Raw genomic sequence first — 14776 nt, 5'->3', positions numbered from 1 at the left:
TACGAGCGATTCTCAGCATTTACGAGCGATTCTCAGCATTTACGAGCGATTCTCAGCATTTACGAGCGATTCTCAGCTTTTCACGATTACAGGCGGTGTATTAAATTCCTCTTTTTCAGCGGATATCTTATTCACTAGGGAACCTTGTGCATACACGAGTGACGTTTTGGCTTCCATTCGGAGTCCTGGAAAGTCATGCTTTGAAACCGTCGTCACTAATGGCAGTTCCACTGATTTTTTGACTGAACTTAAATATTTCTGCCCTTGTTCAGTCATTCCTAAAACACGTATATAAGCAGGAGTTGATTCTAAAAGTTTCTGCATCTCCTCTTTTTGTATTTTATTCAATACATGAAGGCACGCCCGCTGCAATCTTGTCCAAGTGTAGCGTTTCGTCTTTAAAAGGGTCATAAATGTTTTAAAACTGTCAGATGACTTTATTGCTTCAATCATTCTGTATTCTAATCCTTCTTCAACTTCATAGTAGCCGTTTATTTCTGAAGGACTTGAAGATAATAATTGATAACGGAGTAAGGGGAAGAAACGCTCCCAATTTATTAATGTGCCTTTTTCTTGCTGATCTTCTACCATCAAATCATAAGTGAAGTCAGGCATATAATTTTGAGCTTTACTCATATCTTCAGAAAATACCGCTTCTCGTATTGCAGTAGCACTCGCGATATTGCCATTGCCTAGCACGACATCATGATAATCTGCGTTCTTTCTCTTTATAGTCAGCGGCTTAATATTGTTACCAAGCTCGCGGCTAGCACGAATGTACTCAAAGCCCAATATATTGTTCGGTTTACTAAGGTCGAGCGGTAGATGTGTATGAAGAGCTTCATATGCCTTTGCTGAGGCCGCAGGATAAGAGAAGCCATCAGAAATAAAGTTTCGGATGTTTGATTGATAAGCATCTTGTTGTGAGTCTAAAGAATCATGTGTTTTGTTAAATACACTTATATCCCCGGACTCACTGCCAAAACAAAAAGATTCTGCACCTAAAGCCTGGAGTAAAAAAATGCTGCCGTGAGCAAAACGTGGTGCATGACTTGTTGCAAATGCATAAGGCAGTTCGATAACAAGGTCAGCTCCTCCTAACAGCGCCATTTTTGTTCGTTTCCATTTTGATAGTAGAGCTGGTTCTCCGCGTTGAAGAAAATTCCCGCTCATTACAGCGATCACACAGTCAGCATTCGTAAGGTTTTTCGTTTCTTGCAGATGATAATAATGTCCATTATGAAACGGATTATATTCTACAACAACACCTGTTGCTTTCAACAGTTCCACTTCCTTTTAAGCGTTCGATTATACTTGTTTACATTGTACTAAAAAGAGTTTAGAATCAAAAGTGTCACTGTAAAGATATAATATTGACATTTTATATTTTGACCGATATAATTACTACTGTTGCCTTGAGGTGATAAAGACATGAAATGGTCACTACAAGAATTAAAAAATTTTTACCGTAAACCGTTAACGTTTGAACAAAATGTTGATGCGAGCGGAGTGATGGAAAAAGACCCGGAGATCAGAAGCGTTGATCCTGTTCACGTAGAAGGACATGCAGATGTAACTCAGCAAAAAGCCACTTTTTACTTAAACATAAAAGGAAAAATGGTGTTGCCATGTGCCAACACATTGGTAGATGTGGAATTTCCATTCTCGGTAAAAACAACGGAAATTTTTGTTTTCGATCCGAACTATACGGAATACGAAGATGAAGAAAGCCTTCACAAAATTGAAGGACATTACGTTGACCTTCTCCCTGTCATCGAAGAGCATATTTTGCTTGAAAAACCGTTGAAAATTACGGCTGCTGATGTGACAGACAGTCCGGCTCCTAAAGAAGGAAAAGGATGGCAGAGGGTTACGGAAGAAGACATGAAAAACCGGGTTGACCCGCGTTTAGAAGGTCTAGCTAAATTTTTTGACGAAGACAAAAAGTGAAAGAATAGGTTATAATGATTCTTTCTAGAACCTTTAAGGAGGTGGATACAAAATGGCAGTACCTTTTCGCAGAACTTCTCAAACTCGCCAAGCGAAGCGTCGTACACACTACAAGCTTTCCATGCCTGGTATGGTAAAGTGTCCACAGTGCGGAGAATACAAGTTATCTCACCGCGTTTGCCGTGAGTGTGGATCTTACAAAGGAAAAGAAGTAGTAAGCAAGTAATGAAAAACAGGGAGCTATAGGCTTCCTGTTTTTTCATATACATAAAAATAGAAGCGCTTTCTTTGAATTGGAGGTGTATGAGTTGAGTGAACAGCCTGTATTATGGGAGAAAAGGAATGGAATTGGGTGGATTACCTTGAATCGGCCAGAAGTTAGAAATGCTATCAATTTTGAAGTGATGAAGCTTCTAACTGATTTTTTGAATGCAGCCAAGCAGGATAATGATGTGAAAGTTCTCGTCATCACAGGAGCGGGTACAAAAGCGTTCTGTTCTGGAGGAGATTTAAGTGCTTTCCATTCTCTTAAGACTGAAGAACAAGCATATGGAATGCTTTCTAAAATGGGAACTGTATTAGATGAACTGTTTTTCTTTCCAAAGCCTACCGTTGCTTTAATAAACGGATCGGCGGTTGGCGGCGGCTGTGAAATTGCCGCTGCATGTGATGTAAGACTTGCGCGAGCTGAAGCAAAAGTAGGATTTATCCAAGGTCGTTTAGGCATCACAACAGGTTGGGGAGGCGGTAGTTATTTGCTAGAGAGAATGGGGCAGACTGAAGCGATGGATCTTTTATATAGCTCTACCCCTGTTACAGCCAAGCAAGGAATGGACCGCGGATTTATTCAATACGTGATAAAAGGAAACAGCTTAAAAGAAACAGAGCGGTTTTTACAGCGATATATACAGCAGCCTCTCGGAGTGATCACCTCTTATAAAACATTGCAGCTTCAAAGATATGATGGAGCTAAAATCAAAAAAAGTGTACAGCTGGAAATTGAGCGATGTGCAAAACTGTGGGCTTCTGATGATCATCATAAAAGAGTAGAGGCGTTTTTAAATAAATAAGTTTTCCCTCATTTTAGTAGAATAAAAAGTCTATCTTTTCTAGCACTAGCATATTCTTATTACAAACCACTAAAATGGGGGGATCTAAATGACAAATTTGCGCCAGGATGCCTGGACAAAAGACGAAGATGCAATTCTTGCAGAAGTTACACTCCGGCATATACGGGAAGGCAGTACACAGCTAGTTGCTTTTGAAGAAGTAGGAGAGAAGTTAACAAGAACGCCAGCTGCTTGCGGATTCAGGTGGAACTCACTTATACGAAAACAATATGACAAAGCGATTGCAGAGGCAAAAAAAGTTCGAAAAGAGCGCAATAAAAGAAAAGTGAAACAGCATCTTTCAACATTAGAAGAGAGTGTTGCAGCTCAACACAGCCATTCCAATAACAGCAATCCAAATGAGAAGCCACTAACATTAAATGAAATTATACTATTTTTACAGCAGCTTCAAATCGAAGAACCTTCGGCAAAAAACTTAGAAGCCGAAAACAGTGCGTTATTATCAAAGCTTCAGCAATTAAAGAAGGAAAACGGCAACTTAAAAAGCAAACTTAGTAAAGTAAATAAAGAATATGAGACGGTTAACAGGGATTATAAAGAAGTTTTGCAGATTATGGATAGAGCGAGGAAACTCGTAGAAGTACCAGTAAGAAATTAAAAAAGATGGCGATTTCGCCATCTTTTTTTAATGCTTTTATGCAAGGCGTTGTTCACTTACACCTGTAGGATACCAAACATAAGGATTCTGACCGCGATCGCGATCTTGATTATACGTTACAGCTTCAAAGCCCATCTTTTCCCAGAAACCGCCTGATTGCTGTCGGCCATTCGTTTTGATTGGAAGCTGGAATGTTTTTGCAAACTCTACTAATGCCTTACCAAGCCCTTTTGTTTGATGGTGGGGCAATACCTCTAGTTTCCAAAGCTCCAAATAATCCTGAGGAGGATCAAAATACTGATCGTAAGCAGCTTCAATTTGATATAAGCTCATGCGTGCCACTAGTTTATCACCATAGTAAATTCCGTAGAACGGAGATTCACTGTCGTTTTCAATCATATTTTCTTGAAGATCCTCGAGCATTGACAGCTCTTGAACACCATATTCTTTAAAATGTTTAAACTCTTCAAGCGTTTTATAGTTAACTAATAATTTTTTTACTTCATACTTTGACATCTTCTCTCCCCCAGTCATCCTGTACTTTTCTCTATAGTTATAGTATATACTAATTATGCAAAAAATTCTTTAAAAATAAAATATTCGTTTAGTTTACGCTTACAAAAAAGGATATTTGGCTTTTTTGTCGAAAAACGTAATGTTGACAACAAGGAAGGAGGATTAACATGAAAAAAATCTTAATTGCCAATCGTGGGGAAATTGCTCTTCGAATTATCCAAACGTGTAAAGAAATGAACATTGAAACGGTAGCTGTATATTCTGAAGCAGACAAAGACCTCCCTTTTGTAAAAGCTGCTGATGAGGCTGTACATATTGGTGAACCACCGGTTGCCAAATCCTATCTGCAGAGTGATGTTATCCTTGAGGTCGCACTCAAACATAAGGTAGACGCCATTCATCCAGGATATGGACTTTTATCTGAAAATGATGAGTTTGCCAGAAAGATAGAGGATGCGGGTATCACATTCATTGGTCCCTCACCTCAGACGATTGAGTGGATGGGCGATAAAATTATGGCAAGAAAAACGATGCAGCAAGCAGATGTTCCCATTGTTCCTGGAACGATTGAGCCTATAGAAGATGTAGAAGATGGGGTCAAACTCGCTGAACAGATCGGTTATCCTGTTATGCTTAAAGCCAGCAGCGGCGGTGGCGGAATTGGAATGGTAAAGTGCCTGAATAACGAAGATCTTCGCAAGCACTTTGTATCTTCACAGCAGCGTGCCAAAAATTACTTTGGTTCTGGCAGAATGTTTATAGAAAAATGTATCGAGAATGCAAGACATATAGAAGTTCAAATTATGGGTGATTCCCATGGGAATATCGTTCATCTCTACGAGCGGGATTGCAGTGTTCAGCGCCGTAACCAAAAAGTAGTTGAAGAATCACCATCACCATTTTTGACACAAAGTCTTCGCTCCAAAATTACGGAATCAGCGGTGAAAGCGGCTAAAGCAGTAAATTATGTAAATGCAGGAACAGTTGAATTTGTTGTAAGTGAAAACGGTGAGTTTTATTTTTTAGAAATGAACACTAGACTTCAAGTAGAGCATCCTGTTACAGAAAGTATTACGGGTCTTGATTTAGTAAGATGGCAGATTCAAGTTGCACAAGGTGAAAAGCTGCCTCTGACACAAAATGAGATTGTGAGCAAAGGTCATGCAGTGGAGTTTAGACTTTACGCTGAGGATCCAATAACTTTCTTCCCGTCACCTGGCAAAATCGAGGAACTTCTTTGGCCGCAAATGGACAATGTAAGAATAGATACAGGTTATGAAAGCGGAAATACGGTTACACCTTTTTATGATCCTATGATTGCGAAGATTATTGTAAGCGATTCCAATCGTGAGGGATGTATTAAACATGGTGTTGAATTCTTTGAAAAGCTTGAAATAAACGGGCTTAAAACAAATGCCCCACTTTTTCAAATGCTGTTAAAAGAAGAGGATTTTGTAAAAGGCGACTATACGACAAGCTATTTAAGCAAACGAACAGTAAGTAAATCGTAATTAGAAAAAGGAGAGAGAGAAATGAAAGAAATCACAGCATCTATGGCAGGTACAGTATGGCAAGTATTGGTAAGTGAAGGTGAAGAAGTAACTGCTGGTCAAACCGTTATTATCTTGGAGTCGATGAAAATGGAAATCCCAGTTGATGCTGCAGACGGCGGAACTGTAGAAAGTGTTAAATTTGCATCTGGAGATTTTGTTAATGAGGGCGATGTACTCGTTACATTAAAATAATAGCTCTGCACAAATTCTGAGCGAGCGCTCACTCTCTTAAAGGAGGTATATCATGGTTACAAAATTAGAAAACCAACTAAAAGAAAAAATCGAACAAATCGAAGCAGGCGGTGCACAGAAGTATCACGAGAAAAACAGTTCTCAAAATAAGATGTTTGTGCGTGATCGGCTTAATCTGCTTTTTGATAACGGCGAATATACAGTAGAAGATGCTAAATTTGCGAACAACCAAGCGGGCGATCTTCCGGCAGATGGAGTTGTAACAGCAATCGGTAAACTTGGCGGAAAAACGGTTTGCGTAATGGCTAATGATTCGACTGTAAAAGCTGGCTCTTGGGGAGCGCGAACAGTGGAAAAAATCATCCGAATTCAGGAGACTGCTCAAAAGCTAAAAGTGCCGATGCTATATTTAGTTGACTCAGCAGGTGCCAGAATTACTGATCAGATTGATATGTTTCCAAACCGCCGTGGAGCAGGTAAGATTTTTTACAATCAAGTGAAAATGTCTGGCATGATTCCCCAAGTTTGTATTCTGTTCGGTCCATCAGCCGCTGGTGGAGCTTACATCCCGGCGTTTTGTGATATCGTAATCATGGTTGATCAGAATGCATCCATGTATTTAGGAAGTCCGCGTATGGCCGAAAAGGTAATCGGTGAAAAAGTAACATTGGAAGAAATGGGCGGAGCAAGAATGCATTGTTCAATTAGTGGATGCGGAGATCTTTTAGCTGCAAACGAAACAGAAGCGATTGAAGAAGCTAGACGTTACCTATCTTACTTCCCTAGCAACTACAAGCAGAAAGCTCCTGTTTCCGAAGCGATTCCTCCTAAAGCAGGCAGAGAGTTAGAAGCGATTGTTCCAGAAAATCAAAACGTGCCATTTGATATGTATGAGTTTATCGACGGTCTTATTGATGAAGGAAGCTTTTTTGAAATGAAAAAGTTATTCGCGCAAGAGATTGTTACTGGTTTTGGCCGTATTGACGGAAAGCCTGTAGGTATCATTGCGAACCAGCCTAAAGTAAAAGGCGGCGTATTGTTTGTTGATTCTGCTGATAAAGCAGCTCGTTTCATAACGCTTTGTGATGCTTTCTCGATTCCTCTCCTTTTCTTATCAGATGTTCCAGGCTTTATGATTGGAACAAAAGTAGAACGAGCTGGGATTATACGTCATGGAGCTAAACTGATCGCAGCTATGAGCGATGTAACCGTTCCAAAAATTTCAGTTATTGTTCGAAAAGCATATGGAGCAGGTCTTTATGCGATGGCTGGTCCTGCTTTTGAACCAGATTGCTGTATTGCGCTGCCAACGGCGCAAATTGCTGTTATGGGACCGGAAGCTGCAGTAAATGCAGTATACTCAAACAAGATAAATGAAATTGAAGATGTAAAAGAACGTATTCAATATGTTCAGCAAAAGCAGCAAGAATACAAAGAACACATTGATATTTATAAGCTTGCATCTGAAATGATCATTGACGATATCGTTTCACCTTCTTCATTGCGAGACGAACTTACGAATCGTTTTGCTTTCTATGAAAACAAAGAGATGATTTTTAGTGAGCGTAAACACCCTGTTTACCCAGTTTAAACGAAACCCTCCCGCAAGTACGGGAGGGTTTTTTGAATGTTTCATATATATGGTAATATCAAGATAATCAAACGGCTATGGGGGTTGCTATGAAGGTAAGTATAATTGGTGGCGGGGCAATAGGCTTGTTGGTCGCATATTTTTTAAAGATAAATAGAAAAGAACCTGTTATCTATACACGAAGCGCTGAACAGGCTGAAGAGCTAGTGAAGTTCGGACTCACCTACAAAAACTTACAAGGTGTAAAATCAAACGTCAGAGTTGAAGCAAAGCCTATTGAAGAATTTAGCGGGAACGAACCCGTTTGTATAATCTCAGTTAAGCAAACAGCAATTAAAGATCTAAAGTGGCTAGAAGATTATAAAGAGATTTCGTACCTCTTTTTACAGAATGGTATCAGTCATCTTTCTTTTATAGACAAATTGCCTCACAAACAAGTATGTGTAGGTGTAGTGGAACATGGAGCTGTAAAAGAAAATCATTCAACTGTTCATCATTTGGGAGAAGGAAGAATTAAGCTGGCTTCCTATCGAGGGGATTCTCATTATGAATGGAAGTCGCTTCTAAACTCAAATACTTCACCTGTAAATTTAGAAGAAGAATGGGAAACGATGGTGTATGAAAAATTAATTATGAATGCCTCTATAAATCCTTTATCAGCTATTTTAAGAATAACGAATGGGGAACTGCTCACGAATGAACATGCATTTTCTATAATGAAAAAGCTGTATGAAGAAGCTGTTACCGTTTTGAATTTAATCGATCGACGCGAAGACTTATGGAAGGAATTGCTAATCCTTTGCAGAAATACATCATTGAACCGCTCCTCGATGTTAAAGAGTGTGGAAAGCGGTCAGCAAACGGAAATAGACAGCATAACGGGTGAAATCATCAAACGAGGGATCAGCCTTAAGATTGACACCCCCTATTCTCGATTTGTATATGAAGCTGTAAAAGCATTGGATTGGAGAGGATGAGTGATTGATTAGTATATTAGGTGCGATTATTGCTACGTTAATAACCGTTCCTTACATCGTCTTTGTACTTGTTAATAAGAGTATATATAAGCTTACGAAAAAGAAAAGTAAGGCCTTTAAGGCGGGTATTGACAGTACAACATTTTTTTTGTTTTTCACAATCGAAAGAATGACAGTTGAGATTTGGGGCCAATCTTATTATGAGATCCTTCTCTTATTATTTTTATCAGGCTGTTTATTGTTTACATATGTTATTTGGAAATATGAAGTTGACCTATCCATTGGCAAAATTTTAAGGCTTAATTGGCGTTTGCAGTTTCTTATTCTCACTATCGGCTATTTTTCATTAATGTCTTATGGTATCGTTTCACGGATTTTGGACATTTAGAGCAAATCTTTTTTTGTCATTAACATTTCTTTGCTATACTCGTTAAGGATGTAATTGATACGAAGAAAGGAAGTACATAAATGAGACTGGAGGAAATGCAGCTTCATACATCACCTTTTCTTGAAAGGTACTCCAACGGAGATTCGGAAGTTGTCCGTTTTTTTGATTATAAAGCACATCATGATAAACATGAATGGACGAAACGACAGCAGGAATTGAAGCGTTATTCATTTCCGAGGCAAGGACTAACAAACTATTTGTTTTCTTATAATGATAAAATAGGCTCTTCGTCTAAAACTTTGGACCATATACAAAAACTGAATTCACCTGAAAGTTTAGCTGTTGTTGGTGGACAGCAAGCAGGTCTCCTTACAGGACCGCTTTTAGTTATTTATAAGTGCATTAGTACAATTCAATTAGCAAAACAAGCTCAAAAAGAACTTAACGTGCCGGTTGTTCCGATATTTTGGATCGCGGGTGAAGATCATGATATGGATGAAATTAATCATGTAATGGTACCGAAGAATAACACGGCTAAAAAAATATCTTTAAAAGCAGCTTCATCTGTTAAATCTTCCGCATCAATGTGGGGTTGGAACAAAGAAGATGTTAAGCCGTGGCTAAAAGAAGTATTTCGTGCTTTTGGTGAGACGGCATATACGAGTGATTTTTTAGCTGAGTCAGAAAGAATATTAGAGAAGTCTGATTCTATTGTTACTTTTTTTGCTCAACTGCTTTCCAAGTGGTTTGCAGATGAAGGTTTAATTCTTTTAGATTCTGGCGACCCGGAATTCAAGAAACTTCAATCCCATATTTTAAAAGATATGATCATTAAAAACAGAGATATTGATGGAGCTTTTATTTCTCAAACGAACGAACTTAACAAAAGCGGATACCGTGATCCGATAGAAATTCAAAAAAACAATGCTCATATGTTTTATACGAAAGATAATGAAAGAATCCTTTTATATCGTTCTGAAGATGGCTTTTCATCAAAAGAAAACGATTTTTCAATCTCTGAGGCAGAACTTTTAGAGGAAGCAGTGAATCATCCTGAGAAATTCAGCAACAATGTTGTAACACGTCCTTTGATGCAAGAATTTATGCTGCCCGTTCTATCCTTTGTTGCCGGCCCAGGTGAAATTGCCTATTGGGCGGTGCTAGGGAAGGTATTCCATCAATTTAATAGAAAAATGCCCATATTAACTCCAAGGCTGTCTTTTACGCTTGTAACGAATCGTATCCTCGAGTTAATGAATTCTAAAAAGTTAACAGTGAAACAGGTTTTAGAAAATGGAACAGATGATTTCAAAAGAGAATGGTTTGCTAGTAATAGACCGATTGAAACGAATGAATCCATTGAATCTGTCAAAGCAGAATTTACTGTCTCTTATGGAAAACTTCTAAAATTGGCAGAAGAAATTGATTCGAAACTCCTTCCTGTTGCAGATCATAATCTAAAGAGAATCCTTTCAGAAATCGACTATATCGAGCAGAAGATGGAACAGCGTGTTCGGAAAAAAGTGAAAGAGCCGCTAGCTGAATTTGACGAGATCATGCTTCAATTAAAACCTACTGAGATCTTGCAAGAAAGAATTTGGAACATCTACCAATTCACGAATGAAATCGGACCTCAACTTATAAAACAACTTCTACAATACCCTTATGAATTCAATGGAAAACATAAAATCATCTACTTATAAATAATAGAAAATTTTTTAGAAAAAATCCTGTGGTACAGCAGGATTTTTTTTTTTGCACACGAATAATACTTGTAGTGGTGAAAAGTGGAGCGTTGTGGTAGATTTAGGGGAGAAAGTGGGGTGATCATATGTTCATGGGAGAGTATCAGCACAACATCGACGAAAAAGGACGTATGATCATCCCCTCCAAGTTTCGTGAAGAGCTAGGCACAGAGTTTATTTTGACTCGTGGGTTGGATCAATGTGTATTCGGCTATCCTTTAAGTGAGTGGAAAGTGATCGAAGAAAAACTTAAGAGCTTGCCATTTACAAAGAAGGATGCACGTGCATTTACACGTTTTTTCTTTTCTGGAGCTGCTGAATGTCAGCTTGATAAACAGGGAAGAGTGAATATTGCATCCCCACTCAGAGATTATGCAAAACTAGAAAAGGATTGCGTAGTCATAGGTGTCTCGAATAGAATTGAAATTTGGAGCAAATCGATTTGGGAAGAATACTTCTCAAAGTCAGAAGACTCTTTTGGAGAAATTGCAGAAAGTCTAATGGACTTCGATTTATAGCCCTTAAGTTTACAGCAGAAAGGAATTTTCCATGTTTGACCATATAACTGTTTTAAAACAAGAATCTGTAGATGGTTTGCACGTTAAACCAGATGGTATTTATGTTGATTGTACGATGGGTGGGGCAGGTCATAGTGCTCTAATTTTGTCTCAATTAGAAACTGGCCATTTATATGCCTTTGATCAAGATGACAAAGCTATTGAAAACGCGCGTAAGGTACTGAAGGAACATGAAGGTAAGTTTACGATTGTTCGCAGCAATTTCCGTTACATAAAAGAAGAGCTTGCTAACCGTGGCATACATAAGGTGGATGGAATCCTTTTTGACCTAGGTGTCTCATCCCCGCAACTAGATGAAGCGGATAGAGGATTTAGCTATCAGCATGATGCTGAACTTGATATGCGAATGGATCAGTCAAGTGAACTTACAGCAAAAGAAGTGGTAAATGAATGGACGTTTAATGATTTGATGAAGATTATCTCGAGATATGGCGAAGAAAAATTCGCTAAACAGATCGCTCGGAAAATCGAAGCGGCAAGAGAGAAAAAAGAGATTCAAACAACTGGAGAACTTGTCGAAATAATAAAGGAAGCTATTCCTGCTCCTGCAAGGAGAACAGGCGGACATCCTGCAAAACGGACATTTCAAGCCATTCGTATTGCTGTAAATGATGAGTTGAACGCCTTTGAAGATGCACTTCAAGACTCTATTGAACTGTTAAATGTCGGTGGAAGGATTGCAGTCATCACGTTTCATTCGTTAGAAGATCGTGCGTGTAAAAATATACTCAAAAAGGCTAGTACAGGCCCGGAATTACCTCCAGGGCTGCCGGTCATACCTGAAGAATTCAAACCTGAATTAAAGCTCATTACAAGAAAACCGATCGTACCTACAGAAAACGAGCTTGAAGAAAACAGAAGATCACGTTCTGCGAAATTGAGAATTGCTGAAAAACAAAAATAGAGAGGAGAGCTAAAGTGAGTAATTTAGCCTATCAAGTTCAGAATCAACAAATGCAACGACAGCCTGAAAGAAACCCAAAACCGGTTCAGCAGCCATCCCGTAAATTATTTACAAAAGGTGAAGTGATTTTATGGGGGGCTATGGGCGTTGTATTAGTAGCAGGATTAATTTGGCTCATTTCTCTATATGCTTCTGTCTATCAAGCATCTGCAGAAGTTGTGGCCACTCAAAATAAAATCTCAGCTGAAACAAAAATTGTTGAAGATTATCACCTGCAAGTGACAGAACTGAGCAATCCAGAACGAATCATGAAATTGGCGAAGGAACAAGGGTTCATCTTTGACGATAAGAATGTAAAAGTGGTCCAGGACTAAAAAGCAGGTGTTGTTATGAAATTAAAAAGAAAAAATGTTGGAGCAGGTATTCTTATGGTTTTGTTTACCGTGCTCTTTTTTGTATTAACGAGTAAGTTTTTTCTCGTAGCTTCTTCTCAATCAGCAGAAGGGGTGGATTTAATTGAATATGGAAAAAGGAAATGGATGAAAAGCGATGTTCTAGATGCAAAGCGTGGAACGATGTTCGATCGCAATGGTGAAGTCATCGCGCAGGATATCCCTTCCTATAGTGTTATAGCTATTCTGGATAAAAACTACCCAAACCACATTAAAGATCCAGAAGAAGCTGCAGAAAAATTATCTGAAGTCTTAGACACCGAGAAAGATAATCTAGAAGCTTTATTGAGCAAAGAGGGAAGATTTCAAGTAGAGATTCCATCTGGTAGAAAAGTATCTTACCGAAAAAAAGAACAGATCGAAAAGATGAAAATTCCAGGAATTGATTTTTTGAGAGAGTCTAGAAGATATTATCCTAATCAATCCTTTGCTGCTCATGTTCTAGGTTATACAGGTAACGGAGAAAACGGAGTTCAAGCAGGATTGATGGGACTTGAAAAATCGCTGGATAAATATTTGCAGGAAAAAGACGGAAAGATTACCTTTTTAGGGGATGCGTTCAGCCGAGCGATACCTGCTAATAAAGAATCGATTACGCCGCCAAAACATGGTCAGGATGTTTACTTAACTCTAGATGAAAAAATACAGCTCTATCTAGATGAAGCTATACAAGAAGCAGCTAAAAAATATAAGCCAGAAAAGATAACAGGAATCGTTGCGGATCCAAAAACGGGGCGAATTCTCGCAATGAGTAACTCCCCGAGTTTTAACCCAAACAAAAAGGATATAAAGAACTATACGAACTTTGCTGTATCTTATCCGTTTGAGCCAGGTTCAACGATGAAAATCTTTACTTTAGCTGCAGCAATACAAGAGGGGAAATATAACGGGAACGATGTTTTTCAATCTGGTTCATACAAGCTTCCGAATATCGGCAGACCTATTTATGACCATAATAGAAGAGGATGGGGTACGATCACCTATAACGAAGGGGTTCAGAACTCTTCTAACGTTGCCTTTTCAAAGCTTGTACGTGAAAAACTAGGTTATGAGAAATATAGAAGCTATATCTCTAAATTTGGATTGGATCAAAAGACCAATATTGATCTTCCTAATGAAAAAAATGGCTCTATCCTTTATAACTATGAAATTGAAAAAGTGACAACCGCTTTTGGACAAGGTACAACGATTACACCGATTCAGCAGATTCAAGCGGCAACCGCAATTGCTAATAACGGAAAAATGATGAAGCCGTATGTAATCGACAAAATCATGGATCCTGAAACAAAAAAAACAGTTATGTCAAATGAACCTGAAGTTGCGGGCAATCCAATATCTGAACAAACTGCTAAACAAGTAAGAGATATATTGGAAACAGTTGTTACGGATGGAACAGGTAAGCCTTATATGATCGACGGTTATAGTGTCGCAGGAAAAACGGGAACTGCACAAATCGTAGGAAAAGATGGAAAGTATATCTCAGGCTGGGGAGAGAATGTTTTTTCTTTTCTTGGAATGGCACCAACAGATGATCCGAAACTATTAGTATATGTGGCTGTTGAGCGGCCTAAGGTTGAATTCCCTGAAATGGGTTCAACGCCTGTTGCTAATATCTTTACGAGTGTTATGAAAAGTAGTCTTCAATACTTAAACATTCAGCCTGAAGCAAAAGATAAGAACAATTCTGTTAAAGCTAAAAAGTCTTACGGAAAAGAATTGCCTGATTATACAGGTCAATCTGCAAAAGAAGCAAAAACAGAGCTGGAAAAGCTGGGTATGGAAGTCTCTGTGATCGGTTCTGGAGATGAAATTACGAAGCAGGAACCATATGAAGGTGCTTATGTCATGAAAGGCGAACGGGTAATACTAAGAACTACAGGTGATGCAAAAATGCCTGATGTTAAAGACTGGTCTTACATGGATATTTTAAGGGTCAGTAAACTTCTCGGTGTGAAAGAAACGATAACAGGCAGCGGATTTGCTGTTAAACAAAGCATCAAACCTGGAAATCCTGTTAAGGAAGGGGACTTCTTCGTAGTTCAGCTCGAACCGCCAATGGAAACTGAACCAGAAACAGAAGAGAATAAACAAGAAAGTGATAATACGTCCGAAGAGAATACAGAAGAAGATCTGCCAATAACTGACTAATTGTTCTAAGCGCTTGTGTACAAGCATATATTTGAAACGAACCATACAAGGGAG

At 38.7% G+C, this 14776-nt stretch carries 16 protein-coding genes; 14 read left to right on the top strand and 2 right to left on the bottom strand.

The window, feature by feature from the left end; genetic code table 11:
• Positions 1 to 72 precede the first annotated feature (72 nt).
• Positions 73 to 1281 (bottom strand): nucleotidyltransferase, encoded by a 1209-nt coding sequence (locus P8610_RS18685; RefSeq protein ID WP_394605741.1) that lies wholly within the window; start codon positions 1279 to 1281, stop codon positions 73 to 75.
• A 150-nt stretch (positions 1282 to 1431) separates the two neighbouring features.
• Here P8610_RS18685 and P8610_RS18680 point away from each other — a divergent pair, with 150 nt between their 5' ends.
• From P8610_RS18680 to P8610_RS18665, 4 genes are all read left to right on the top strand, one after another.
• On the top strand, positions 1432 to 1950 hold the full coding sequence (locus P8610_RS18680) for a YceD family protein (RefSeq protein ID WP_394605740.1): 519 nt from the start codon (positions 1432 to 1434) through the stop codon (positions 1948 to 1950).
• 52 nt (positions 1951 to 2002) lie between these two features.
• Positions 2003 to 2176 (top strand): 50S ribosomal protein L32, encoded by a 174-nt coding sequence (gene rpmF / locus P8610_RS18675; RefSeq protein ID WP_066240492.1) that lies wholly within the window; start codon positions 2003 to 2005, stop codon positions 2174 to 2176.
• Between the two features lie 82 nt (positions 2177 to 2258).
• The gene (locus tag P8610_RS18670; protein WP_394605739.1) at positions 2259 to 3020 is read left to right on the top strand and encodes an enoyl-CoA hydratase/isomerase family protein; all 762 of its coding nucleotides are present in this window, start codon (positions 2259 to 2261) and stop codon (positions 3018 to 3020) included.
• Between the two features lie 88 nt (positions 3021 to 3108).
• The gene (locus P8610_RS18665; RefSeq protein ID WP_394605738.1) at positions 3109 to 3678 is read left to right on the top strand and encodes an RsfA family transcriptional regulator; all 570 of its coding nucleotides are present in this window, start codon (positions 3109 to 3111) and stop codon (positions 3676 to 3678) included.
• 36 nt (positions 3679 to 3714) lie between these two features.
• Here P8610_RS18665 and P8610_RS18660 read toward each other — a convergent pair whose 3' ends face one another.
• Complete coding sequence (locus P8610_RS18660) at positions 3715 to 4194, bottom strand: N-acetyltransferase (protein ID WP_289495794.1); 480 nt, start codon at positions 4192 to 4194, stop codon at positions 3715 to 3717.
• A 167-nt stretch (positions 4195 to 4361) separates the two neighbouring features.
• Here P8610_RS18660 and P8610_RS18655 point away from each other — a divergent pair, with 167 nt between their 5' ends.
• The 10 genes from P8610_RS18655 (at position 4362) to P8610_RS18610 (ending at position 14722) form a co-directional block, all read left to right on the top strand.
• The gene (locus tag P8610_RS18655) at positions 4362 to 5705 is read left to right on the top strand and encodes an acetyl-CoA carboxylase biotin carboxylase subunit (RefSeq protein ID WP_289495793.1); all 1344 of its coding nucleotides are present in this window, start codon (positions 4362 to 4364) and stop codon (positions 5703 to 5705) included.
• Between the two features lie 21 nt (positions 5706 to 5726).
• The gene (locus P8610_RS18650; protein ID WP_289495792.1) at positions 5727 to 5939 is read left to right on the top strand and encodes an acetyl-CoA carboxylase biotin carboxyl carrier protein subunit; all 213 of its coding nucleotides are present in this window, start codon (positions 5727 to 5729) and stop codon (positions 5937 to 5939) included.
• Between the two features lie 52 nt (positions 5940 to 5991).
• Positions 5992 to 7530, top strand: a complete 1539-nt coding sequence (locus P8610_RS18645) for an acyl-CoA carboxylase subunit beta (RefSeq protein ID WP_394605737.1) — start codon at positions 5992 to 5994, stop codon at positions 7528 to 7530.
• 89 nt (positions 7531 to 7619) lie between these two features.
• Positions 7620 to 8507: a ketopantoate reductase family protein gene (locus P8610_RS18640; RefSeq protein WP_394605736.1), complete on the top strand. Its 888-nt coding sequence runs from the start codon at positions 7620 to 7622 to the stop codon at positions 8505 to 8507.
• Between the two features lie 4 nt (positions 8508 to 8511).
• A complete protein-coding gene (locus P8610_RS18635) occupies positions 8512 to 8895 on the top strand; it encodes a DUF3397 domain-containing protein (protein ID WP_394605735.1) in 384 nt (127 codons plus the stop codon).
• Positions 8896 to 8975: 80 nt separating this feature from the next.
• On the top strand, positions 8976 to 10598 hold the full coding sequence (bshC, locus tag P8610_RS18630) for a bacillithiol biosynthesis cysteine-adding enzyme BshC (protein ID WP_394605734.1): 1623 nt from the start codon (positions 8976 to 8978) through the stop codon (positions 10596 to 10598).
• Positions 10599 to 10726: 128 nt separating this feature from the next.
• Entirely contained in the window at positions 10727 to 11158 is a 432-nt protein-coding gene (gene mraZ / locus P8610_RS18625; RefSeq protein WP_289495787.1) for a division/cell wall cluster transcriptional repressor MraZ, read from the top strand.
• Positions 11159 to 11189: 31 nt separating this feature from the next.
• Entirely contained in the window at positions 11190 to 12122 is a 933-nt protein-coding gene (rsmH, locus tag P8610_RS18620; RefSeq protein WP_394605733.1) for a 16S rRNA (cytosine(1402)-N(4))-methyltransferase RsmH, read from the top strand.
• Between the two features lie 14 nt (positions 12123 to 12136).
• A complete protein-coding gene (ftsL, locus tag P8610_RS18615) occupies positions 12137 to 12496 on the top strand; it encodes a cell division protein FtsL (protein ID WP_289495785.1) in 360 nt (119 codons plus the stop codon).
• Between the two features lie 15 nt (positions 12497 to 12511).
• Positions 12512 to 14722: a penicillin-binding protein gene (locus P8610_RS18610; RefSeq protein ID WP_394605732.1), complete on the top strand. Its 2211-nt coding sequence runs from the start codon at positions 12512 to 12514 to the stop codon at positions 14720 to 14722.
• The last annotated feature ends 54 nt before the right edge of the window (positions 14723 to 14776 follow it).

The sequence above is a fragment of the Fictibacillus sp. UD genome (genome assembly GCF_043558025.1).
GTDB lineage: Bacteria > Bacillota > Bacilli > Bacillales > Fictibacillaceae > Fictibacillus.
The sequence above is the reverse complement of the archived record's forward strand: the minus strand, read 5'-3'. Positions and strand labels throughout refer to the sequence as shown.

What these genes read in the sequence shown, in the direction of transcription:
- P8610_RS18650 (WP_289495792.1), top strand. Translation starts at nt 5,727, where the DNA reads ATGAAAGAAATCACAGCATCTATGGCAGGTACAGTATGGCAAGTATTG.
- P8610_RS18640 (WP_394605736.1), top strand. Translation starts at nt 7,620, where the DNA reads ATGAAGGTAAGTATAATTGGTGGCGGGGCAATAGGCTTGTTGGTCGCA.
- bshC (WP_394605734.1), top strand. Translation starts at nt 8,976, where the DNA reads ATGAGACTGGAGGAAATGCAGCTTCATACATCACCTTTTCTTGAAAGG.
- P8610_RS18655 (WP_289495793.1), top strand. Translation starts at nt 4,362, where the DNA reads ATGAAAAAAATCTTAATTGCCAATCGTGGGGAAATTGCTCTTCGAATT.
- P8610_RS18665 (WP_394605738.1), top strand. Translation starts at nt 3,109, where the DNA reads ATGACAAATTTGCGCCAGGATGCCTGGACAAAAGACGAAGATGCAATT.
- rsmH (WP_394605733.1), top strand. Translation starts at nt 11,190, where the DNA reads ATGTTTGACCATATAACTGTTTTAAAACAAGAATCTGTAGATGGTTTG.
- P8610_RS18680 (WP_394605740.1), top strand. Translation starts at nt 1,432, where the DNA reads ATGAAATGGTCACTACAAGAATTAAAAAATTTTTACCGTAAACCGTTA.
- P8610_RS18660 (WP_289495794.1), bottom strand. Translation starts at nt 4,194, where the DNA reads ATGTCAAAGTATGAAGTAAAAAAATTATTAGTTAACTATAAAACGCTT.
- mraZ (WP_289495787.1), top strand. Translation starts at nt 10,727, where the DNA reads ATGTTCATGGGAGAGTATCAGCACAACATCGACGAAAAAGGACGTATG.
- P8610_RS18645 (WP_394605737.1), top strand. Translation starts at nt 5,992, where the DNA reads ATGGTTACAAAATTAGAAAACCAACTAAAAGAAAAAATCGAACAAATC.
- rpmF (WP_066240492.1), top strand. Translation starts at nt 2,003, where the DNA reads ATGGCAGTACCTTTTCGCAGAACTTCTCAAACTCGCCAAGCGAAGCGT.
- P8610_RS18610 (WP_394605732.1), top strand. Translation starts at nt 12,512, where the DNA reads ATGAAATTAAAAAGAAAAAATGTTGGAGCAGGTATTCTTATGGTTTTG.